Here is a 22,707-nt window from a genome sequence, read left to right as displayed (position 1 = left end):
ACCGTCGAGCGGGGTCAGGCCGTGCGGCGGGTGGCCCGCTCGGCCTCCGCGAGGGCGTCGAGCCGGGCGTCGCCCTCGGCGCCGAGGCCCGTGACGAGCACCAGTGACGCGCGTCGCGCCAGCACGGCGGCGAGCAGCTCGAGGCCCGGCGCGCCGCCGAGGTCGTGGGTGGTCAGCACCCGGTCACCGTCGGCCACCAGCGCCGACGCCGAGGCCGCGGCGAGCAGGTCGCCCTGGGTCGTGGCGGGCCCGTGCCCGACCACGGCGGCGTCCTCGGGGGTCGGCGGCTCGTCGGCGACGAACGCATCCGGCTGGGACCAGATCTCCACGCCCACGTCGAGCACGCCGGCGGGCAGCGGGTCGGTGAACCGCACCCCCAGGGGGAGGAGCGCGCACGCCAGCACGACGACGCCGTCGGCGTGCGGCGCCCACCGCCCGAGCCCGTCGGGTCCGCAGACGACGACGTCCGGCAGGGCGGCGCCCGGGTCCTCGACGAGGTGGTGGTCGAGGTCGGTGGGCGCCACCGCGATCCCCGCGCTCCAGGCGGCCGCCGCGAAGACCGTCGAGAGCCAGTGCGGCGGCAGGTCCAGGCGCAGCACCGCCCCGCGCTCGAGGTCGCACTCCTCGGTCAGCAGGGAGGCCGCCTTCGCCACCCAGTTGGCCCAGGTCACGACCGACAGCTCGACCCGCTCGCCGGTCGCGTCGTCGTAGAACGTGACCAGCGGGCGGCCCGGGTCGCCGGCGAGGAGGGACGCGAGGAGGGAGGGGAACTGCCGGGGAGGGGTCACGCCGTGCAGCGTAGGGTCCGGGCCGTGACGCAGGACGCGGCGGGGACCGGCTTCTGGGCGATCGTCCCCGCGGGCGGCGCGGGCACCCGGCTGTGGCCGCTGTCGCGCCGGGACGAGCCGAAGTTCCTCCACGACCTCACCGGCAGCGGCCGCTCGCTGCTGCAGCAGACCGTCGACCGCCTCGCGCCCCTGGCGGGGGAGCGGGTGGTGGTCGTCACCGGCGAGGCGCACGCCGCCGCGGTCCGGGCCCAGCTGCCCGCCGCGGTCGCCGACCGCGTGCTCGCCGAGCCGTCGCCGCGCGACTCCATGGCCGCGATCGGCCTCGCCGCCGCCATCGTCGAGCGCGACGACCCCGACGGGGTGGTCGGGTCCTTCGCCGCCGACCACGTCATCGCCGACACCGACGCCTTCGCGGCCGGCGTACGACGGGCGGTCGCGGTGGCCCGCGACGGGTGGCTGGTCACCCTCGGGGTCACCCCGACGTACGCCGCCACCGGCTTCGGGTGGATCGAGCGCGGTGCGGGGCTGGGCGACCACGACGGCGCCTTCGCGGTGTCCTCGTTCGTCGAGAAGCCGGACGCCGCACGCGCCGAGGGCTACCTCGCCGGCGGGCGCCACCTGTGGAACGCCGGCATGTTCGTCGCCCGCGCCGACGTCCTCCTCGACCTGCTCGCCCTCGAGCACCCCGACTTCGCCGCGTCGCTGCGGGCGCTCGCCGCCGACCCGGCCACGCTGGGGGAGGTGTGGCCGACGCTGCCGCGGATCGCCCTGGACCACGCGGTCGCCGAGCCCGCCGGCGACGCCGGCCGGGTGGCCGTCGTGCCCGCCGCCTTCGACTGGGAGGACGTCGGCGACTTCGCCGCCCTGGCCTCCCTGCAGCCCGAGCGGCCCGCGGGCCCCCGGGTGCTGGGCGACGCCGAGCTCGTCCGGTCGGTCGACGCCACCGGCCTCGTCGTGCCCGCCGCCGGTCGCACCGTCACCGTCGTCGGCCTCGACGACGTCGTCGTCGTCGACACCGGCGACGCCCTGCTCGTCACGACCACGGCCCGTGCCCAGGACGTGAAGCGCCTCGTCGCCGACCTCGCCGAGACCCGTCCCGACCTGCTCTGAGCCGAGTCGGCAGTGGTGTGCGTTCCGGAGGGGCCGAGTCGGCAGTTGCGTGCGTTCCGGTCACCGCGCGACGTGGCGCCGTACCCTGCGCATCCGGGCCGACTCGGCGCCCTCACGTGCGCATCCGGGCCGACTCGGCGCCCTTCGCGTGCCTGTCAGACCGCGTTCGGCTCGGGGGAGTCCGTGTAGGGGAACTCGAGCATGAACTCGTCGAGCGCCGCGCCGCTGGGCTCGCTGCAGTACTGCCACGCGCCGGTCTGCTCGCCCTGGGGGACGAGACCCGCGTCGACGGCGGGGCCGTTGCCGGTGGACCAGCGGGTCAGGGCGACGTGCTGGCCCTCGGGGAACGGGTCGCCGTCCTCGGAGGTCCACGGCACGGCCTTGAACTTGTTGCGCAGGTCCTCGGAGCCGCCGAACTTGTCGGCGATCGCGCGGATCTCCTCCATCTGGGCGGAGTCGTCGGCGACGGTCTCGTCGTACCACATGATCGTGTAGCCGTGCTCGAGGTTGTGCACCAGCATGCCGAGCTCGGGGCGGTCGGCGGCGGTGTAGAACTTCGAGTCGAACCCGTCCCAGTTCTCCCAGTGCGTGCCGAACGCCGGGGGCGAGTCGGGGTAGGTCATGGGGGTGCCCTGCGGGACGTGGTCCTGGTTGCCGTCGGCCGGCTTCGTCGTCACGTCCTGGCACACGTCGGCGGAGGCGCCGATGTCGGCGACGGAGGCGTCGGCGTACTGGCGCAGGTTCCACCAGCTGCTGATCGGCTGGAACGCCGCGGCGCCGATGATCAGCAGCGCGATGAACAGGCAGACGCCCACGATGGCGAAGTTGCGTCGCTTCTCGCCTCGGCGCTGCTGCTTGCGCAGCTTGTCCGCCACCGCACGGCGGTCGGACTTCGGCGTGCTGTCGCTCTTGGCCACGGGTGCTCGTCCTCCGGTCTGGGTCGGTCGCCGGTGAGTCTACGGACCGCCCGGGAGGGGCTCGAGGCGGACGGTCGCCCCGGCCGGTGCCGCCCGCACGACCCACCCGTGGGCGTGGGCCAGCGCGGCCAGGCGGGCCCGCGCCGCGTCGGGGGCCCCGACCGGTCGTACGTCGAGCAGCGGGGCGCTCCCGTCCCCGCCCACGGTGGGCTCGCCGCACCCGACCCGGCGCACGGCCTCGGCGAGCTCCCCGGGCGGCGCCGGGGCGCCGAACGGCGCGGCGGCCGCCGGGTCGGCCTCCAGCGCGCGGACGACCGCCTCCCGGGCCCCGAAGCCGAAGAGGTCACCGCCGTCGGGCCGCACCAGCGCCCGGGCGCCGGGTCCGTCCTGACCGGGCGGGAGCACGTGGTGGGCGAGCCCGCGCAGCACGGCGAAGGGGCGACCGGTCAGCTTGCCCCCCGCGAGCTCGGCGGCGGAGGCGGCCTCGTCGGCCACGGCCGGGGCCGTCACCGCGAGGGGGTTGCCGTAGGGGTCGGTGCGCCCGGCGTGGTCGTCGAGGACCACCAGGCCGGCGGCGCCGATCGCGAGGTCGGTCTGACCCTCGCGCCAGGCGCGGCCGGCGGTGTCGCTCACGACGACCGCGACGTCCACGCCCGCCCGGGCGGCCAGCTCGGCGCGCAGGCGCCGCGCGGAGGCGTCGGGGTCGACGGGCAGCAGCGCCACCTGGCCGACGGGGAGGTTGGAGGCGTCGACCCCGGCCGCCGCCATCGTGAGGCCCAGGGGCGTGCGGACGATCCGGAGCTGGCCGCGCCGGGCCACCACCCGCACGGTCTCCGCGTCGATCGCCGCGTCGCGGTCACCGGGCTGCAGCCGCCCCTCCGCCTTGCTCACGACCTTGCTCGTGACCACGACGACGTCGCCGTCCGCGAGCCGGTGGTCCTCGGCGTCCAGCGCGTCGAGCAGCAGCGTCGCGAGGTCGTCCCCGGGGCGGACCTCCCCGACGCCGCCGGGGGAGAGGACCTCGAGCCGGCCGCTCACGGGCGGACGAGCGCCACGGCCTCGGCGGCCATGACCCCGGTCGCGGCGTCGTCGGTCATCAGCAGGGGGACGGCCCGGCACGCGATGCCGGCGGCCTCGACCGCGGCCACCTGGTCGGCGTCCTCCTCGGCGACCAGCCAGCCGTCCAGGACGCCGTCGGCGGCCCGGGCGCCGTGGTGGAGCGCCACCCCGGTGGCGCTCACGTCGACGCCGAGGCCCTCCAGCAGCTGGCGGGCCATGCCGTGCACGTGGTCGCGCCCGATGATGGGCGAGACCCCGACGACGGGGGCGGGCCCCGCCCGCAGCGCGTCGCGCAGCCCCGGGACGCCCAGGATCGTCCCCACGGACACGATCGGGTTGCTCGGCGGGACGAGGACGAGGTCGGCCCCCGCGACCGCCTCCAGGACGCCGGGGGCCGGTGAGGACCGGTCGAGGCCGACCACCACGACGGCCTGCGCGGCGGGCTCGGCGCGCAGGCGCACCCAGTACTCCTGGAAGTGGACCGTACGACGGCCGCTGGGCTCGGCGTCGTCGGCGAGGAGCACGTGCGTCTCGACGCGGTCGTCGGTCATCGGCAGCAGCTCCACGTCGGGCTGCCAGCGCCGGCACAGGGCCGCCGTGACGGCCGAGAGCGGGTAGCCCGCCTCGACCATCTGCGTGCGGACCAGGTGGGTGGCGAGGTCGCGGTCGCCCAGCCCGAACCAGGTCGGCTCCGCGCCGTACGCCGCGAGCTCGGCGCCGACGGTCCAGGTCTCGTCCTGGCGTCCCCAGCCCCGCTCGGCGTCGATGCCGCCGCCGAGGGTGTACATGACGGTGTCGAGGTCGGGGCAGACCTTCAGACCGTGGACCCACCAGTCGTCCGCGGTGTTGGCGACGACCGTGACGTGCGCGTCGACCGCGACACCGGGGAGCCGCCCGGCCCGGAGGGCGGCGAGGGTGCCGCGCAGGAAGCGGGCGCCGCCCACGCCGCCGGACAGCGCGACGACCGACCGGGCGGGCTCGGCGGAGGGGGCGGGCGGGACGCTCATGGGCACCAGCCTGCCGCACCGGGGGCGAGCGGCTCGGCGGCAGCCGCGCGACGCCGGGCGTCGGGGCCCGGTCGCGGCGCGGTGCCCCGGGTCGTGCTAGAGAGCCCCGATAACACAGAACGGCTTGACTTCGGCTGTACGACAGGCATGTAATTCCCCCAGTGTTCTTCACCGCCAGGGCTCGGTCGCACCCTGGCCCTGGTGGCCGGAGGCGCCGGGGTCAACACGGAGCACGACCGGGTCGAAAGGGTGTACGACGATGAGAGAGCTATTTCTGCTCGACTCAGAGACCGAGGAGATCGGCTGGCAGGACCGGGCGCTGTGCGCGCAGACCGATCCTGAGGCGTTCTTCCCCGAGAAGGGCGGGTCGACCCGTGAGGCGAAGCGCGTCTGCCTCACGTGCGAGGTCCGCGACGACTGCCTCGAGTACGCGCTCGCGCACGACGAGCGCTTCGGCATCTGGGGCGGGCTCTCCGAGCGCGAGCGCCGCAAGCTGAAGAAGAGCTTCGCGGTCTGAGGCCGGGCGGGCCCGTCCGCACCGACCTCACAGCCGCGGGACCGGTCGTTAGGGTGGTCGGCCGTGGCTGATCCGACCCAGCCCAGCGCGCTGCTGGGCGAGCTCCCCGCCGACGGTCCCGTCCCGGTGATCGCCGCCGGTCGGGTCGCCGTGGTGCTGGTGAGCCACGACGGGGAGCGCTGGCTCCCGACCGTCCTCGAGGGGCTGGCCGCCCAGCGGGTCGCCCCCGACCTCGTCGTGGCGGTCGACACCGGCAGCCGCGACGCCGGCCCCGACCTGCTGGCCGCCCACCCGGCCGTCGACGCCGTCGTCGACGCGGGACCCGGCACCGCCTACCCGGCGGCGGTGAGGGCCGGCGTGGGCCGCGCCGACGAGCTGGCCGCCGGCTCCGGCGGCGCAAGCGGCGCGGGCGGCGTCGAGTGGCTCTGGCTCCTCCACGACGACTCGACCCCCGACCCCGGCGCGCTGGAGCAGCTGCTGCTCGCCGCCGGCTCCGACCCGGGCGCCGACCTGCTCGGGCCCAAGCTGCGCGAGTGGCCGTCGCTGCGCCGCCTGCTGGAGCTGGGCGTCACGGTGTCCGGCACCGGGCGCCGCGAGACCGGCCTGGAGCGCGGCGAGTACGACCAGGGCCAGCACGACCGGCGCCGCGACGTGCTCGCCGCCAACACCGCCGGGCTGCTGGTGCGCCGCGAGGCCTGGGAGGCCCTCGGCGGGCTCGACGAGCACCTCCCCGTCTTCGCCGGCGACCTCGACCTCGGGTGGCGCGCCGCGGCGACCGGCCGCCGTACGACGGTGGTGCCGGAGGCGGTCGTGTTCCACGCCGAGGCGTCCCACCGGGGCACCCGCCGTGCCCGGGTGGCCGGTCGGCGCACCCACTTCGCCGAGCGCCGCGCGATGCTCTGGACGCTGCTGGTCAACGCCTCCGGTCGCTCCCTGCCGTGGCGCGTGCTGCGGCTGGCGCTCGGCACGCTCGTGCGGATGGTGGGCCTGCTGCTCGTGCGGGCGCCGGGGGAGGCCCTGGACGAGCTGGCCGCCCTGGTCGCCGTCTACCGACGTCCCGGCGAGGTGCGCGCCGCCCGGCGCCGGCGCCGGGAGCTGCCCCGGGTCGGCGAGGACCGCTCGCGGGAGCTGCTCGCGCCCGCCTGGCTGCCCTACCGCCACGGCCTGGACCTCGTCGGCGACCTCGTCGCCGCGGCCACGCGCCAGGCCTCCGACGTCGCCGAGCGGCGCCGCGACGAGCGGGCCGCCGAGGTGGCGGCCCGCACCGCGACGGGTCGCCGCAACCGCCACGCCTCGTCCACCGCCTCGTCCACCGCCTCGTCCACCGCCTCGTCCGCTGCCTCCTCGTCCGGCACGTCCACCGGCGGTCCCGCCGCGCGCGTCGGCGGGGACGAGGGCGGGGTCGACGGCCCGGGACTCGCGGGCCGTGAGGGCCGTGGCCCCGTCCTGCGCCTCCTGACCGACCCGGTCGCGCTGGCCGTGGCGGCCGTCGTGGTCGCGGGCCTCGTCGCCACCCGCGCGGCCTGGGGCGAGGTCGCCGGGGGTGCGCTGTCGCCGGCGCCGTCCGGAGCGGGCGCCTGGTGGTCGCTGCACCTGGAGGCCTGGCACCGGCTCGGGGTCGCGGGCACCGACGTGCCCGCCCCGCCGTACGTGCTGCCGCTGGCGCTGCTCGCCACCGTCCTGCTCGGCAGCGCGAGCGCCGCGGTGAGCGTCGTCCTGGTGCTGGCCGTGCCCGTGGCGCTGTGGGGCGCCTGGCGCTTCCTGCGCGTGGCGGCCCGGCTGGCCGACCCGGGCGGAGCCCCCACGTGGCTGCTGGCCGCCGGGTCCTCCGCCTACGCCGTGCTGCCGCTGACGTCCGGGGCGTTCGGCGAGGGACGCCTCGGCGCGGTGGTGCTCGTCGCGCTGCTTCCCTGGCTGGCCCACGCGGCCCTCGGCTTCCTGGACCCCGAGCCGGACCGGCGACGGCGCGCCGGGTGGCGCACCGGACTGCTCCTGGCCCTCGGCGTGGCCGTCACCCCGCCCCTGTGGGCGGTCGCGGTGGTGCTCGTGGTGCTCGTGCTCGGCGTCGGCTTCGTGCTCAGTCCGCGCGGGATGCGCTCACGCTCGGCCTGGGGCCCGCTCCTCGTGGCCGTCGCGACCCCGGCCGTCCTGCTGGCCCCCTGGGTCGTCGGCCTGCTCCGTGCGGACGCGTCCCAGGGGCTGCTGCTCGAGGCCGGCCTCCCGCCGGTGTCCGTCCCCGGCACCGCCGACCTGCTCACCGGCCACCTCGGTGGGCTGCCCGCCGCGACGACGCCCTGGTGGTGGCTCGGGGCGCTGCCGGCCGCGCTTGCGGTCCTGGGGCTCCTCGCCCGCCGCACCCGGGCGGCGGTCGTGACCTGCTGGGCCCTCGCCCTCGTCGCGCTGCTGGTGGGCCTCGGTCTCGGGGCCGTCCGTCTCGACCTGGGACCGGTGACGGTGCCGGCGACCACCGCCCCGACCGTCGTCCTCGTCGCGGGGGCCGCGGTCACCGCCGCCGTCCTGGGCGCGCTCGCCCTGCCGCCGCGCGGCCCGGGGGCAAGCGGCGCCGCGGTGGTCGCCGCCGTCCTCGCCGTCGGCGCCGTCGGCGGCCTGGCCTGGGCGCTCACCGTCGGCGACGGCGCGCTGGGCGACGACGTCGACGACGAGATCCCGGCCTACATGACCTCGAGCTCGCTCGAGGGCCCCGAGCGGGGGGTGCTGGTCGTGACCGGCGACCTCGAGAGCGGCCTGTCCTACACGGTGCGGCGCGGGGACGGCACCACCCTGGGCGAGGCGGAGGTCGAGGTGCTCGGGCGCCCCGCCGCCGACGGGACGGCGTCGCGGACCGTCGCCGCGCTGCTCGGTCGCCCGGACCCCGGGGCCGTGGCCGCCGTCGGCGGGCTGGGGGTCGAGTACGTCGTGCTGCCGGCGCCCGCCGACGGCCGGGTGGCGGCGGGTCTCGACGCCGTCGACGGCCTCGTGCAGGCCAGCGCCGAGGACCGCTCGACCCGGGCCTGGCGCATCGACGCCGAGCCCCGGGCCGGCGCGGTCGACGGTCCCGGGTCCTGGGTGCACACCGTCCTCGTCGTCGTGCAGCTGCTCGCACTGCTGGTGGTGCTCGTCCTGTGCGGGCCGAGTCGTCGGGAGGTCCCGTGACCGACCCCGTGACCGACCCCGTGACGGGTCCCGCACCCCGCGCCGGCGGACGCCGCGCCGCGCCGCGGTCCCGGCGCCGGCTCACCCCGGCGGTCGTGCTCGCCGTCGTGCTGCCCGTCGCGAGCCTCGCGACCGCCTGGGGCCTGGCCCCCGGCGCGCCCACCGACGCGCCGGACGCCGGGCCCGCCCGGGTGGCGCTGGCGGAGCAGACCCTCGTCTGCCCGGCACCGCCCGACGAGCCGGCCCCCGTCCTGGTGGGTCGGGCCCCGGGCACCGGGACGGGCGCCGTCGAGGTCGCCGCTCCGGCCGCCGAGGAGGACGCCGACCCGGCGAGCGCCGACCCGCCGGACGGTGGGGTCGCGGACCCGGTCGTCGTGGCCGACGAGCCCGCCGTCGTGCAGGGGCGCGACGACGCCGCGCCCGGGCTGCTCGCCGCCCGGTTCACCGCGGGCACGGTCGCGGGCACCGCGTGCCTGGAGCCCGCCGCGTCGGCGTACCTGACCGGCCTGGGCGCCGGGCCGGAGAGCTCGACGGTCCTGGACCTGGTCAACCCCGAGACCGGGCCCGCCGTCGTCGACCTCACGGTCCTCGGGCCGGACGGGCCGCTCGACGTGCCCGACGTGGCCGGGGTGACCGTGCCCGCGGGGGAGAGCCTGCGCCTGGACCTCGCCCGGATCGTGCCGACCGCGGACGACCTCGCCGTGAGCGTGGAGGTGGTGCGCGGCCGCGCCGGGGTGACCGCGCTCGACCGCAGCACCCCCGTCGGCGGGGCGGAGACCGTCGAGTGGCTGGCGTCCCAGCCGGCGCCCGGTCGCGAGCTGGTCCTGCCGGGCCTGGTGGGCGGGGCCGGCGAGCGGCGCCTCGTCGTCGCCAACCCCGGCGACGCCGCGACGCAGGTCGAGCTCCAGGTCGGCACCCCGGGCGGCGCGGTGACGCCCGTCGACGTCCGGCCGGTGCAGGTCCCGGCCGGCGGGGTCGCGGCCGTCGACCTCTCCGCCGAGATCGCGGCCCAGGTCGACCAGGGCGCCTCCAGCCTGCTCCTCACCTCCGCCGAGCCCGTCACGGCGACGCTCCGCTCGCGGGTGCGGGACGACGTCGCCCTGACCACCGCGACCGCCGCCGCCCCCGAGACCGCCGGGCTGGTCGCCGAGGGCGACGCCCGGGTCGTGCTCGCGCTCCCCGCCGGCGCCGCGGCGACCTCCGCGGTCGTCGTCGCGCGTGACGCCGACGGCGAGCAGGTGGGCAGCCGCACGGTGGACCTCGACCCGGGCGCGTCCGTCGAGACCGACCTGCCCGACGCCGCGGCGGCCGTCACGGTGGCGGCCGACGGCGACGTCGCGGGCGCCGTCGTGGTCCGTCGCGGCGACGGCACCCTCGTGCTCGGCCTGCGCCCTCCCGTCACCGACGGGCTGGTCCCCGCCGTGCGTCCCGGCCTGCCCTGAGCCCGACCGCTCCGGGTCCGCGGGACCGCCGTGGCCGGGCCGCCGAGGACGCGTCCGGTCACGCCCGGGTCACGACCGCGTCCGCTGCTCCGGGCTCGGGCGTGGCACGCGGGCGGCGTCGGTCCCGACGGGTACGGTCAGCGCCGTGAACACCGCCCGACGCTGCTCGCGGACCGCGTGCGGTCGTGCTGCGGTCAACACCCTGACCTACAACTACGGGGACCAGACGGCCGTGCTCGGCCCGCTGGCGACGTACGCCGAGCCCCACGCCTACGACCTGTGCTCCCAGCACAGCGAGCGGCTCTCGGCCCCGCGCGGCTGGGAGGTGCTGCGCCTGGCGCCGGAGAAGGTGGCCGCGGGCCCCACGACGGACGACCTGCTCGCCCTGGCCGACGCCGTCCGGGCCACGCCGCGACCCGCGGCCCCGAGCGGCGGAGGAGCGCCCGTCGGCGGTCACGACGACACCTCCCGCGGCGTCCGTCGGGGCCACCTGCGGATGCTCACCTCGGACTGAGACCGCGCCCGGACCGGGTGTCCGGGCCTGCCGCTAGGCTCCGCCGCATGGCAGCTCCCGGGTCCTCGGCCGACCCCGTCCCCGAGGCCACGCTGCGTGAGGTCTTCAAGGCCTACGACGTGCGGGGGCTCGTGCCCGAGCAGGTCGACGAGCACCTGGCCCGCGCGGTCGGGGCGGCGTTCGTGACGGTCGTCGGGGCCACCGAGGTCGTCGTCGGCCACGACATGCGGCCCAGCTCCCCGGGCCTCGCCGGGGCCTTCGCCGACGGCGCCTCGCAGGCGGGCGCCGACGTCACGATGATCGGCCTCGCCTCCACCGACCAGCTCTACTTCGCCTCCGGGCACCTCGGTCGGCCGGGCGCGATGTTCACCGCGAGCCACAACCCCGCGCAGTACAACGGGATCAAGCTGTGCCGCGCCCACGCCCAGCCGGTCGGGACCGAGACCGGGCTCGCCGAGATCCGCGACCTCGTCGCCGCCGGCCACCGGCCGACCGCCGCCCGGGAGGGGTCGATCACCGAGCACGACGTGCTCGACGCGTACGCCGCCCACCTGCTCTCGCTGGCCCCCGTCACGGGCCGGCGGCTGAAGGTCGTCGTCGACGCGGGCAGCGGGATGGCCGGCCTCACCGCGCCGGCGGTCTTCGATCGGCTCGGCTTCGACGCGGTCGAGCTGGACGCCCTGTACTTCGACCTCGACGGCAGCTTCCCGCACCACGAGGCCAACCCGATCGACCCGGCCAACCTCGTCGACCTGCAGCGCCGGGTCGTCGAGGTCGGCGCCGACGCCGGTCTCGCCTTCGACGGGGACGCCGACCGCTGCTTCGTCGTCGACGAGCGGGGCCGGGCCGTCTCCCCGTCGACGATCACCGCGCTGATCGCCGCCCGCGAGCTGCTCCGCGTGCCCGGGGCGACCGTGATCCACAACCTGATCACCAGCCGGGCCGTCCCGCAGATCGTCACCGAGCTCGGCGGCACGCCGGTGCGCACCCGGGTGGGGCACTCCTACATCAAGGCCCGCATGGCCGAGACCGACGCGGTCTTCGGCGGCGAGCACAGCGGGCACTTCTACTTCCGCGACTTCTGGCGCGCCGACTCCGGGATGCTCGCCGCCCTGCACACCCTCGCGGCCCTCGCCCAGACCGGTCAGCCGCTGTCCGGCCTGCTCGGGCAGTACGAGCGGTTCGTCGCCAGCGGCGAGATCAACTCCACCGTCGCCGACCCGGCGGCGGCGATCGCCGCGATCGCGGCGGCGTACGACGGCCGGGACGGCGTCACCACCGACACCCTGGACGGGTTGACCGTCTCGCACGAGCGGTGGTGGTTCAACGTCCGGGCCTCCAACACGGAGCCGCTGCTGCGGCTGAACGCCGAAGGTGAGGACGAGACGACGATGACCGGTGTGCGCGACGAGGCCCTGGCGATCATCCGCGGTGGTGCGGCGTGAGCGCCGGCGCGGGCGGCATCGACCCCCGCCTGCTCGAGGTGGTCGCCTGCCCCGACTGCCGCTCGACGCTCGAGGTGGAGGTGACCGACGCCGTCACCACGCTGCGCTGCACGGGCTGCGGCCTCGTCTACCCGGTCCGCGACTCGATCCCGGTGCTGCTGGTCGACGAGGCCACCCCCGGCCCGCGGCAGGGCTAGGAGCGGGCCGTGTGGTTCGACGAGACCCGCCTCGACGACGACCGCGCCCTGGCCGACGCCGACGCCACGCTGCGGGAGCTGGCCGAGTCCGGCGCGCGGGTGCGCCGTGCCCTCGGTGACGCCGCGGAGGACCTCGCCGTCGCGCGCGAGGTCGCCGGCGACCCGGACCGCCCCCGCGCCGTCGTCGTGCTCGGTGCCGGCTCCGACCTGGTCGCCGCCCGCCTCGACGAGCGCTGCGGTGCGCCGGTCGTCGCCCGCACCGAGACCGAGCTCCCGTCGTGGGCCGGCGGTCTCGACCTGCTCGTGCTGCTCGCGCCCGAGGGAGCGCCCGACGCCGCCGCGGCCCGCGCGGCCGCCGGTGCCGTCCGGCGCGGCTGCCGGGTGGTCGCCGTGTGCGGCCCGGGTTCCGCGGTCGCCGAGGCGGCCGCCGGCCGCTGGTCGGCGGTCCTCACCACCCGGGCGGGCGAGCCCCTGGTGCTGGCCCTGCTGGCGCTGACCCACCTGGCGGCCACGGGTCTGGCCGCCGACCCCGACCCCGACGCGGTCGCCGCCGCCCTCGACGAGGTGGCCACCGCGTGCTCGCCCTACCGCGACGCCACCGTCAACCCCGCCAAGACGGCCGCCGCGGGCCTCGGCGACTGCGTGCCCGCCGTCCTCGGCGCCGACGACGCCCTCGGGGCTCGCGCCGCGTCGGGGGTCGCCGCCGCGATGCGCCGCCTCACCGGGATGCCCGTCCTGGCCGGGGACGCCGCGGACCTCCTGCCGCTGGTCGAGTCGGCCCCGTCGCGCAGCATCTTCGACGACCCCTACGACGACGCCCCGGGCCGCGTCCGCCCGGCCGTCCTCGTCCTCGGCGGCCCCGACACCGGCCCCGAGCTGCGCGCCTCCGCCGAGTCCCGCGGGGTCCGCGTCGTCGACCTGCCCGGACCGGACGACGCCGGCCCCCTCCCGTCGTACGCCGCGACGGTGCTGCTCGGCACCTACGCCGGCGCCTACCTGCGCCTCGGGCTGGTCGACGACCCCCGCTGACCGCCCGCCCCGTCGGCAGCCGTGCGGGCTGCGCGACCGTCGGGTCGGCAGCGGTGCGCGTCCGTGGGCCCTCCGGGTGCACGCACGGGCCGACTCGGGCCTCCCGGCGTGCACGCGAGCGCCGACTCGGGCCTCCTGGCGCGCACGCGAGCGCCGAGTCGGCGTGGCGGGGGTCGGGGCTGGGTAGCCTGCCGCCATGGCCAGTGGACTGTTCGCCCTGCTCGACGACGTCGCCGCGCTGAGCCGGATGGCGGCGGCCTCGATCGACGACGTCGGGGCCGCGGCGGGCCGGGCGAGCGTGAAGGCCGCGGGCGTCGTGGTCGACGACGCGGCCGTGACCCCGCAGTACGTGCAGGGCGTCGCCGCCGAGCGCGAGCTGCCGATGATCCGCAAGATCGCGGTCGGGTCGCTGCGCAACAAGCTGCTGATCATCCTGCCCGCCGCCCTGCTGCTCTCGCAGTTCCTGCCGTGGCTGCTGACGCCGATCCTCATGCTGGGCGGGGCGTTCCTCTGCTACGAGGGCGCGGAGAAGGTCTGGCACAAGCTGCGACCCGCCGAGCACGCACCGGCCGCCGCCGACCGGGCGCAGGCCCCGCAGAGCCCCGAGGAGGCCGAGCGGACGATGGTCTCGGGCGCGATCCGCACCGACCTGATCCTGTCGGCGGAGATCATGGTGATCTCGCTCAACGAGGTCGCCGCGGAGGGCTTCTGGTCGCGCGCGGCGATCCTGGTCGTCGTCGCGGTCGGCATCACCGTGCTCGTGTACGGCGTGGTCGGCGTCATCGTGAAGGTCGACGACGTCGGCCTCGCGCTGGCCCAGCGGCCCTCCGCCGCCGCGCAGCGGGTGGGGCGCGGCCTCGTGAAGGGGATGCCGAAGGTCATGGCGGTGATCTCGGTGGTCGGGACCGCCGCGATGCTCTGGGTCGGCGGCCACATCCTGCTCGTCGGCGCCGAGGAGCTCGGCCTGGCCGCGCCGTACGACGCCGTGCACCACGTCGAGGTCGCCGTCCACGACGCGCTCGGCTCGGCCGGGGCCGTCGCGGGGTGGTTCGTCAACACCCTCGCCTCCGCCCTCGTGGGGCTCCTCGTCGGTGCGCTCGTCGTCGCCGCGAAGAGCGCGCTGCCCGCCTCGGTGGAGGCCAAGCTGTCGCACTGACCCCTCCGCGCGGGGGCCGCGAGGATTCCCGGTCCGTGCCGCGACCGACCTACCCTCGGAAGTCAGAGCACAGCACCTGACACCGGAGAGTGAGTCCATGGACTTCAAGGTCGCCGACCTCAGCCTGGCCGACTACGGCCGCACCGAGATCACCCTCGCCGAGCACGAGATGCCCGGCCTGATGGCCATGCGCGAGCGCTACGGCGCCGAGAAGCCGCTCGCCGGCGCCCGCATCGCCGGCTCGCTGCACATGACGGTGCAGACCGCCGTGCTCATCGAGACCCTCGTCGACCTCGGGGCCGAGGTCCGCTGGGCCTCCTGCAACATCTTCTCCACGCAGGACCACGCCGCGGCCGCGGTCGTCGTGGGCCGCCCCGAGACCGGCGGCACCGTCGACGCGCCCGCCGGCGTGCCGGTCTTCGCCTGGAAGGGCGAGTCGCTGGAGGAGTACTGGTGGTGCACCCAGCAGATCCTCGACTGGGCCGACGCCGAGCCCAACATGATCCTCGACGACGGCGGTGACGCCACCCTGCTCGTCCACCTCGGCGTCGAGGCCGAGAAGAAGGGCCACGCGCCCGACCCGGCCACCGCCGGCAGCGCCGAGCAGCGCGTCATCTTCGACGTGCTCGCCCGCAGCCTCGAGACCGACACCGCCCGCTGGTCGCGCGTCGCGAACTCCGTCAAGGGCGTCACCGAGGAGACCACCACCGGTGTCCTGCGCCTGTACGACATGATGCGCGAGGGCTCGCTGCTCTTCCCGGCCATCAACGTCAACGACTCGGTCACCAAGTCGAAGTTCGACAACAAGTACGGCTGCCGCCACTCGCTCATCGACGGCATCAACCGCGGCACCGACGTCCTCATCGGCGGCAAGGTCGCCGTCGTCGCCGGGTACGGCGACGTGGGCAAGGGCTGCGCGGAGTCGCTGCGCGGCCAGGGCGCCCGCGTGATCGTCACCGAGATCGACCCGATCTGCGCGCTGCAGGCGGCCATGGACGGCTACCAGGTCACCACCCTCGAGGAGGCCCTGCCGACCGCCGACATCATCGTCACCGCCACCGGCAACAAGGCCGTCGTGACCGTGGACCACATGCGGGCCATGAAGCACCAGGCGATCGTGGCCAACATCGGCCACTTCGACAACGAGATCGACATGGCCGGCCTCGAGGCCGAGGGCGTCGCGACCCGCAAGAACGTCAAGCCCCAGGTCGACGTCTGGACCTTCAACGAGGGCGCCGGCGCGGGCACCTCGATCATCGTGCTCTCCGAGGGTCGCCTGATGAACCTCGGCAACGCGACCGGCCACCCGTCGTTCGTGATGTCGAACTCGTTCACCAACCAGGTGCTCGCCCAGATCGAGCTCTTCGTGCGGACCGAGGACTACCCTGTGGGTGTCTACGTGCTGCCGAAGCACCTGGACGAGGAGGTCGCACGCCTCCACCTGTCCGCGCTCGGGGTCAAGCTCACCACCCTCAGCGACGAGCAGGCGTCCTACCTGGGCGTGCCGGTCTCCGGTCCGTACAAGTCCGACCAGTACCGCTACTGATCGCCCCTCTCCCCACGGCGGGTCGTCGGTGCACCGGTGCAGGTGCCCGACGACCCGGAAGAAGGCATGACTGACATCGCACCCCGTGGCCGCGTGCTCGTGGTCGACGACGACGCCTCGCTCGGCGAGATGCTCGCCATCGTCCTGCGCCAGGAGGGCTTCGAGTCCCGGATCTGCACGCGCGGCGACCGCGCGCTGGCGGAGTTCCGGGACTACAAACCCGACGTGCTGCTGCTCGACCTGATGCTCCCCGGGCGCGACGGCATCGACGTGTGCCGCGAGATCCGGGCCGAGTCGGGCGTGCCGATCGTCATGCTGACCGCCAAGGGCGACACCGTCGACGTGGTCGTCGGCCTCGAGTCCGGGGCCGACGACTACGTCGTCAAGCCGTTCAAGCCCAAGGAGCTGGTCGCCCGGGTGCGGGCCCGGGTCCGTCGCAACGACGAGCCCGGCGCGCAGACCCTCGCGATCGGCGACCTGCAGATCGACGTCGCGGGTCACACCGTGACCCGCGGCGGCCGGGCCCTGTCCCTGACCCCGCTTGAGTTCGACCTCCTCGTCGCGCTGGTGCGCAAACCCGGGCAGGTGTTCAGCCGCGAGGTGCTGCTCGAGCAGGTCTGGGGCTACCGGCACGCCGCCGACACCCGGCTCGTCAACGTCCACGTGCAGCGGCTGCGCTCCAAGGTCGAGACCGACCCGGAGAGCCCCGAGATCGTCGTCACCGTCCGCGGGGTCGGCTACAAGGCCGGCAACCCGGTCGCCGAGCGGGTCGACGAGTCGACCGCCGGCTAGTCGAGGTGGCCCGCCCGGCGCCGAGCGCGCCCCCCGGACCCCGGCGCGGCGACGACCCCGCGGCGGGCGTCGAGCCGCGCCCCGCGATGCCGTCGGCTCCCGGGCCCGTCGGTGCCGCCGCCGGGGACCCGCCGCCGTCGGCGCGCCGTGCGCGCCGTCCCGGCCGCACCGTCGTCCGACGGGGGCTCACGGTGTGGCGGCGCTCGATCCAGGTCCGCGTCGTGGCGAGCACGATGGCGCTCACGGCCGTCGTCATCGGCGTCGTCGGGTGGTTCCTGCTGCAGCAGACCCGCGACGGGCTCCTGGACGACCGGGTCGACGCCGTCGTGGCGGAGGCCGCCAACGAGACCCGCGAGGCGCAGGAGCGCCTGCTCGCGACCCCCGGCACCGACGCGGACGCCGCCGGCCAGCGGGTCCAGCTCGTCGAGCCCATCGTCAACCGCGGCGAGGCCCGCGGGTTCGCGGTGGTCCTGGCCGCCACGACCGAGCCCGGCGCCTCGCTGAGCGGGGCGGGGGGCACCCAGTTCACGCCCGGCCTCGACGTGGCCAGCGTCCCCCCGGCCCTGGTGGCCCACTTCGCGGAGTCGCCCGACCCCGCCTGGTCCTACACCCGCATGCGGCAGGAGGACGCCTCCGGCCGGATGCGCACGATGCCCGCGGTCGCGGTCGGCTCCCAGGTCGAGCTGCCGGCCGACGGCGAGAGCTACACCCTGTACTACCTCTTCCCGCTGGACGACGAGGCCGAGACGCTCGCGCTCGTGCAGCGGGCGCTGCTGGCCGCCGCGGTGCTCCTGCTGCTCCTCGTCGGCGGCGTGACCTTCCTCGTGACGCGGCAGGTCGTGACGCCGATCCGGCTGGCCCGCCAGGTCGCCGAGCGCCTGGCCGCCGGCCGGCTGCAGGAGCGGCTGCGGGTCAGCGGCGAGGACGACCTGGCGCGCCTGGCCACGTCGTTCAACCAGATGGCGTCCAACCTGCAGGCCCAGATCCGCCAGCTCGAGGAGCTGAGCCGCCTCCAGCGACGCTTCGTGTCGGACGTCTCCCACGAGCTGCGCACCCCGCTGACCACGGTGCGGATGGCCAGCGACGTGCTCTACGACTCCCGCGAGGACTTCGACGGCTCGTCCTCGCGCGCCGCGGAGCTGCTGCAGAAGGAGCTCGACCGCTTCGAGACCCTGCTGGCCGACCTGCTGGAGATCAGCCGCTTCGACGCCGGGGCCGCGAGCCTGGAGACCGAGGACCTCGACCTCGTCGAGGTCGTGCGCCGCGTCGTCGACTCCACCCGCGTGCTCGCCGACCAGCGGGGGATCACGCTCGCGGTCGACGCGGCCGGCCCGGTCCGCGCCGAGGCCGACGCCCGCCGGGTCGAGCGGGTCGTGCGCAACCTCGTCACCAACGCGATCGACCACGCCCGCTCCGCCCCCGACGCGCCCGACGCCCTCGGCGACATCGTCGTGCGGGTCGCGGGCGACGAGCACGCCGCGGCGGTCGCCGTGCGCGACTACGGCGTCGGCCTGGAGTCGGGGGAGTCCGCGATGGTGTTCAACCGCTTCTGGCGCGCGGACCCGGCTCGTGCCCGCACCAGCGGCGGCACCGGCCTGGGGCTCTCCATCTCCCTCGAGGACGCGCACCTGCACGGCGGGTGGCTGCAGGCGTGGGGTCGGCCCGGGGCCGGCGCCCAGTTCCGCCTCACCCTGCCGCGTCGCGCCGGTCACGAGCTCCGTCAGAGCCCGCTGCCGCTGGTGCCCGCCGACGCCGGGGCGCAGCGATGAGGCGCGCCGAGCCGTCGGCACGCCGGGCCGGCCCCCTCGCGGTCGCGGTGCTCGCCCTGGCCCTCGGCCTCTCCGGCTGCGTGCGGCTGCCGGAGTCGGGCCCGGTGGTGCAGGACGACCGCGTGACCCCCCGCGACGACGCCCCGGGTGCCTTCTACGTCCCGAGCGGGCCCCGGCCGGGGGAGTCGGCCGCGGACGTCGTGCGCCACTTCATGGAGGCCATGACCGCGACCCCGGTGCAGACCGGCATCGCGCGGGAGTTCCTCGCCGACGAGGACGCCGCGACGTGGGAGCCCGAGCGCGAGACCCTCACCTACTCCGGTGCGCTGCGTCCGGTGGCGCGCGCCGGCGGGAGCCGGGTCGACGTGCGGCTGCCGGACGCCAACCGTCTCGACCGTCGGGGCTCCTGGCAGGGCGAGGTGGCGGCCGGGGCCGGCGAGCTGAGCTTCCCGATGGTCCGCGAGGCCGGCGAGTGGCGCATCGCCGAGGCCCCCGACGCGCTGATCGTGCCCGAGGACTGGTTCGAGAACCGCTTCCGGGCGGTGTCGCTGTACTTCTTCGACCCCGAGGCCGAGATCCTCGTCCCGGAGCCGGTGTTCCTCCCCGACGGCGAGCAGCTCGCCACGACGCTGGTCCGGCGGCTGGTCGAGGGACCCGGCTCGGGCCGGGCGGACGTGTCCCGCTCCTTCCTGCCCCGCGAGGCGTCGCTGGAGATGTCGGTGACGGTCTCGGCGGCGGGGCTCGCCGACGTGGTGCTCCAGGGCGAGCGCGCCCTGCCCGACGAGGAGACCCTCGGGCTGCTCCTGGCCCAGCTGGCCTGGACGCTGCGCCAGGACCCGGCCATCGAGGCCTTCCGGGTGACCCTGGCGGGCGAGCCGGTCCGCCTGGCCGACGGCAGCTCGGAGATCCCCGTCGAGTACGGCGAGGAGTACTCGCCGTCGGTCTCGGCGAGCTCGAGCCGCCTGTTCGGCCTCCAGGACGGGCTGCTGGTCGACGTGTCGCCCGACGAGGGGGTGATGCCGGTGCGGGGTGCCTTCGGGACCTCCCGCTACGGCCTGCGCGACATCGCCGTCGACATGACCGGGGACCTCGTCGCCGGGGTGACCGACGACGGCGCGACGATCCTGCTCGGCGGGGTCGACGACGACGAGCAGGCCGTCCGCCCCGTGTTGGACGGGGGCGAGGACCTCGCCGAGCCCAGCTGGGACCACGCCGGGCGCCTGTGGACGCTCGACCGCACCGCCGAGGGCGCCCGCGTCGTCGTCGTCAGCGGCCGCGACCTGCGCGAGGTGGCCGTCCCCGGGGTCACCGGGCGCGACGTCACCGACCTGCAGGTCTCCCGCGACGGCTCGCGGCTGGTGGCGGCCGTGCGGGGCGCGCCCGGCACGAGCGACCGGGTCGTGGCCCACCGGGTCCGCTACGACCGGGACGGTGAGGTGCGGGCGGTCACCGGCGGACGCCTCGTGCTCACCGGCGGCGAGGACCCGCTGCGGGTGATCGACCTCGAGTGGAGCGAGCCCACGACGATCGCCGTGGTCGAGCGCATCTCGCGCGGCATCTGGACCGCCCGCCTGGCCCCGGTGGACGGCTCCCGGCCCAGCACCGACGACCTGCCGCCCGCGTCGTTCGACCGCGAGCCGGTACGACGGGTGGTCGCGGCGCCCGACGACGACCTCCCGACGTACCTGATGACGGACTCGGGCACGCAGCTGCTCGGCACCCCGGGCACGACCGACGTGCCGCCCGACGTCGTGTCGCTGACCTACGTGGGCTGACCTCCGTGGGCTGACCTCCGTGGGCTGACCTCCGTGGGCTGACCTCCGTGGGCTGACCCCGGGTCGGCCGGGGGCGGGCCACCCGACGTCCCCCGGGGCCCGCGCGTCCGCGTCCTCCCCAGGCCCCGACGGCCCGCCCGGCACCGGGCGGCCCGCGCAGGAGGCTGGGCGTCGTGGACCCGCCCCTGACCGCCGCCGAGGCCCTGCGCGACCTGCTCACGGGGTCGCGCTGCGCGGGGTGCGGGCGTCCCGGCCGCCTGCTGTGCCGGGCCTGCGCGGCCGGGCTGCCGCAGGTCGCGGTGCCCGCGTGGCCGGACCCGGTCCCGCCGGGGCTGGCGCCGCCGTGGGCGGCCGCCGCCTACGAGGGCACCGTGCGCGAGCTCGTGGTCGGCCACAAGGAGCGGCGCCGGCTCGCGCACGCCCCGCCGCTGGCGGCGCTGCTGGCGCTCGCGGTGGGGGCCGCCGCGCCCGGTCCCGACCCGGTGCTGATCCTGCCGGTGCCGAGCCGACGCGCGGTGGTGCGGGCCCGCGGCCACGACCCCCTCGGCACGCTGGGCCGGCTCGCCGCCCGGCGGCTGCGCCGTGACGGGGTCGCGGCCCTCGCCGTGCCCGGGGTGCTCGCGGTCCGGGGCCCGGTCCTCGACCAGGCCGGGCTGGGCGCCGCGGCGCGGGCCGCCAACCTGGCCGGGTCGCAGTGGGCGCCCGGCCTGCGCCGGCTCGCCGGGGCGCCGCCCGGCACGCGGCTCGTCGTGGTCGACGACGTCGTGACGACCGGCTCGACCCTGGCCGAGGCGCAGCGGGCGCTGGCCGCGGTGGGCGTGGCCGTCACGGGGCACGCCCTGGTCGCGGCGACCCCCCGTCGTCGGCCCGGTCCGCTTCCGCCGCCGTCCCCCAGGCACTAACGTCTCGTCATGGAGTCCGCCCGGGACCGCACCCCGCCTCGAAGCAGCGCCGTCGGCGCCTCGCGGCCGGCCCACGGAGCGGCACCGCCGCCCCGTCGTGCGTGCCCGTCACCGGCACGCCCTCCCGGGCCCGCCGGACGCGTCGCCCCCGACGCGTGGACTCCGCTCGCCCGCGAAGTTGGCCCTGCGGGGCCCAGATGAGGGAGGTCGCACCATGGAGGTCGTCGTCACGGCCCGACACTGTGAGGTGTCGGACGGGTTCCGCGCCCACGTGGAGGACAAGCTCGCCCGGTTGGAGAAGCACGACCACCGGATCATGCGCATCGCCGTCGAGGTGTCGGCCGAGCGCAACCCGCGCCAGCACGACCAGGCGGTGCGCGTGGAGCTGACCGCCTTCTCCCGCGGCCCGGTGATCCGGGCGGAGGCGGCGGCCGAGGACAAGATGGGTGCCCTCGACCTCGCCCTCGACAAGATGGCGTCGCAGATGCGGCGCGCCTCCGACCGCCGCCGCCACTCCAAGGGCCGCCAGCAGGTCCCGGTCGGGACGGCGGTGCCCGAGGTCCAGCCGGTCCTCGACGACGAGGAGACCTCCGACGAGGGCGTCACGTCGCGTCGCGTGGGCCCGATCGAGGTGCAGGGCGACGGCCCGCTCGTGGTCCGGGAGAAGACCCACGCCGCGACCACCATGACGCTCGACCAGGCCCTGTACGAGATGGAGCTCGTCGGCCACGACTTCTACCTGTTCGTCGACAAGGAGAGCGAGCGGCCTTCAGTCGTCTACCGCCGTCGCGGCTACGACTACGGCGTGATCTCCCTCGACGTGGACGTCGACGCCGACTGAGCCCGACCCCGTCCTCCCGCGGCGGCGTCCGCCGCCGTGGGAGGATCCGGCCGTGTCCGCCGACCCGTCCGTCCCGCCTGCGCCGTCGGTGCGGGTGCTCCTCGCGGACGACCAGGAGCTCTTCCGCCGGGGGCTGCGCCTGCTGCTGGACGCGGAGGACGGGATCGTCGTCGTCGCGGAGGCGGCCGACGGTCGCGAGGCCGTCGCCCGCGCGGTCGCGACGTCCCCCGACGTCGTCCTGCTCGAGGCCCGGATGCCCCACCGCTCGGGGCTCGAGGCCTGCCGCCGGATCACGGCGAGCGTGCCCGGGGCGCGCGTGGTCGTGCTCTCCGGCTCCGACGACGAGGCCGACCTCTACGAGGCGGTCCGCGGCGGCGCGATGGGCTACCTGCTCAAGGACTCCACCGTGGAGGAGGTCGTGCAGGCGGTCCGGGTGGTCGCTGCCGGCCAGTCGCTGATCAGCCCCGCGATGGCGCTCAAGCTCGTCAGCGGGATGCAGCCCACCGCGGCTCCGGGCGAGGCCCCGCCCCGCCCCGCCGCGCGACTGACCGACCGTGAGCTCGAGGTGCTGCGGCTGGTGGCCCGGGGGCTGGGCAACCGGGAGATCGCCGTGCGCCTGTCCATCAGCGAGAACACCGTCAAGAACCACGTCCGCAACATGCTCGAGAAGCTCGGTCTGCACTCCCGCGTGGAGGCCGTGGTCTACGCGCTGCGGGCCAAGCTCGTCGAGGTGTCGTGACCCGGGGAG

20 protein-coding genes are annotated in these 22,707 nt (G+C 76.5%); 16 read left to right on the top strand and 4 right to left on the bottom strand.

The features are described 5' to 3' along the window. Window positions 1-14: 14 nt before the first annotated feature. Window positions 15-788 (bottom strand): TIGR03089 family protein, encoded by a 774-nt coding sequence (locus tag ABD158_RS14690; RefSeq protein ID WP_344008297.1) that lies wholly within the window; start codon window positions 786-788, stop codon window positions 15-17. 24 nt (window positions 789-812) lie between these two features. Between ABD158_RS14690 and ABD158_RS14685 the strand changes: the two genes are divergently transcribed. Beyond that, a complete protein-coding gene (locus ABD158_RS14685; protein WP_344008295.1) occupies window positions 813-1,898 on the top strand; it encodes a mannose-1-phosphate guanylyltransferase in 1,086 nt (361 codons plus the stop codon). Window positions 1,899-2,053: 155 nt separating this feature from the next. Here the strand turns inward: ABD158_RS14685 and ABD158_RS14680 are convergent, their stop codons facing one another. From ABD158_RS14680 to cofD, 3 genes are read right to left on the bottom strand one after another with little or no spacing between them, the layout of a single operon-like run. Next, on the bottom strand, window positions 2,054-2,815 hold the full coding sequence (locus ABD158_RS14680; protein ID WP_344008294.1) for a DUF3105 domain-containing protein: 762 nt from the start codon (window positions 2,813-2,815) through the stop codon (window positions 2,054-2,056). 39 nt (window positions 2,816-2,854) lie between these two features. After that, on the bottom strand, window positions 2,855-3,853 hold the full coding sequence (gene cofE, locus ABD158_RS14675) for a coenzyme F420-0:L-glutamate ligase (RefSeq protein ID WP_344008293.1): 999 nt from the start codon (window positions 3,851-3,853) through the stop codon (window positions 2,855-2,857). After that, the gene (cofD, locus tag ABD158_RS14670) at window positions 3,850-4,881 is read right to left on the bottom strand and encodes a 2-phospho-L-lactate transferase (RefSeq protein WP_344008292.1); all 1,032 of its coding nucleotides are present in this window, start codon (window positions 4,879-4,881) and stop codon (window positions 3,850-3,852) included. Before cofD ends, cofE begins: the two co-directional genes overlap by 4 nt. A gap of 259 nt (window positions 4,882-5,140) precedes the next feature. Between cofD and ABD158_RS14665 the strand changes: the two genes are divergently transcribed. The 15 genes from ABD158_RS14665 (at window position 5,141) to ABD158_RS14595 (ending at window position 22,698) form a co-directional block, all read left to right on the top strand. Beyond that, window positions 5,141-5,398, top strand: coding sequence for a WhiB family transcriptional regulator (locus ABD158_RS14665; protein ID WP_344008291.1), 258 nt, complete (start codon window positions 5,141-5,143; stop codon window positions 5,396-5,398). 63 nt (window positions 5,399-5,461) lie between these two features. Beyond that, the gene (locus tag ABD158_RS14660; protein WP_344008290.1) at window positions 5,462-8,551 is read left to right on the top strand and encodes a glycosyltransferase; all 3,090 of its coding nucleotides are present in this window, start codon (window positions 5,462-5,464) and stop codon (window positions 8,549-8,551) included. Beyond that, complete coding sequence (locus tag ABD158_RS14655) at window positions 8,548-9,993, top strand: DUF5719 family protein (protein ID WP_344008289.1); 1,446 nt, start codon at window positions 8,548-8,550, stop codon at window positions 9,991-9,993. The genes ABD158_RS14660 and ABD158_RS14655 overlap by 4 nt, the downstream gene beginning before the upstream one ends. A 145-nt stretch (window positions 9,994-10,138) precedes the next feature. After that, the gene (locus ABD158_RS14650; RefSeq protein WP_344008288.1) at window positions 10,139-10,507 is read left to right on the top strand and encodes a DUF3499 domain-containing protein; all 369 of its coding nucleotides are present in this window, start codon (window positions 10,139-10,141) and stop codon (window positions 10,505-10,507) included. A 47-nt stretch (window positions 10,508-10,554) separates the two neighbouring features. Beyond that, window positions 10,555-11,952 carry a phosphomannomutase/phosphoglucomutase gene (locus tag ABD158_RS14645; RefSeq protein WP_344008287.1) on the top strand — a complete coding sequence of 466 codons (1,398 nt, stop codon included), beginning with the start codon at window positions 10,555-10,557 and terminating at the stop codon, window positions 11,950-11,952. Then, a complete protein-coding gene (locus tag ABD158_RS14640; protein WP_344008286.1) occupies window positions 11,949-12,149 on the top strand; it encodes a Trm112 family protein in 201 nt (66 codons plus the stop codon). Before ABD158_RS14645 ends, ABD158_RS14640 begins: the two co-directional genes overlap by 4 nt. Before the next feature lie 9 nt (window positions 12,150-12,158). Further along, window positions 12,159-13,178, top strand: a complete 1,020-nt coding sequence (locus tag ABD158_RS14635; protein WP_344008285.1) for a hypothetical protein — start codon at window positions 12,159-12,161, stop codon at window positions 13,176-13,178. A gap of 196 nt (window positions 13,179-13,374) precedes the next feature. After that, window positions 13,375-14,334 (top strand): DUF808 domain-containing protein, encoded by a 960-nt coding sequence (locus ABD158_RS14630; RefSeq protein ID WP_344008284.1) that lies wholly within the window; start codon window positions 13,375-13,377, stop codon window positions 14,332-14,334. A 97-nt stretch (window positions 14,335-14,431) separates the two neighbouring features. Then, window positions 14,432-15,880, top strand: a complete 1,449-nt coding sequence (ahcY, locus tag ABD158_RS14625) for an adenosylhomocysteinase (protein WP_344008283.1) — start codon at window positions 14,432-14,434, stop codon at window positions 15,878-15,880. A 66-nt stretch (window positions 15,881-15,946) separates the two neighbouring features. Then, complete coding sequence (gene mtrA, locus ABD158_RS14620) at window positions 15,947-16,672, top strand: MtrAB system response regulator MtrA (protein ID WP_344008282.1); 726 nt, start codon at window positions 15,947-15,949, stop codon at window positions 16,670-16,672. 86 nt (window positions 16,673-16,758) lie between these two features. Continuing rightward, window positions 16,759-18,441, top strand: coding sequence for an MtrAB system histidine kinase MtrB (gene mtrB, locus ABD158_RS14615; RefSeq protein ID WP_425573208.1), 1,683 nt, complete (start codon window positions 16,759-16,761; stop codon window positions 18,439-18,441). Then, entirely contained in the window at window positions 18,438-20,216 is a 1,779-nt protein-coding gene (locus ABD158_RS14610) for an LpqB family beta-propeller domain-containing protein (RefSeq protein ID WP_344008280.1), read from the top strand. The genes mtrB and ABD158_RS14610 overlap by 4 nt, the downstream gene beginning before the upstream one ends. Window positions 20,217-20,389: 173 nt before the next feature. Further along, on the top strand, window positions 20,390-21,118 hold the full coding sequence (locus tag ABD158_RS14605; protein ID WP_344008278.1) for a phosphoribosyltransferase family protein: 729 nt from the start codon (window positions 20,390-20,392) through the stop codon (window positions 21,116-21,118). Between the two features lie 214 nt (window positions 21,119-21,332). Beyond that, entirely contained in the window at window positions 21,333-21,959 is a 627-nt protein-coding gene (hpf, locus tag ABD158_RS14600; RefSeq protein ID WP_344008277.1) for a ribosome hibernation-promoting factor, HPF/YfiA family, read from the top strand. A 52-nt stretch (window positions 21,960-22,011) separates the two neighbouring features. Then, window positions 22,012-22,698, top strand: a complete 687-nt coding sequence (locus ABD158_RS14595; RefSeq protein WP_344008276.1) for a response regulator — start codon at window positions 22,012-22,014, stop codon at window positions 22,696-22,698. The last annotated feature ends 9 nt before the right edge of the window (window positions 22,699-22,707 follow it).

Source organism: Nocardioides lentus (assembly GCF_039529515.1).
GTDB lineage: Bacteria > Actinomycetota > Actinomycetes > Propionibacteriales > Nocardioidaceae > Nocardioides > Nocardioides lentus.
Note: the sequence above shows the minus strand (reverse complement) of the source record. Positions and strands in the feature narration are given on the sequence as shown.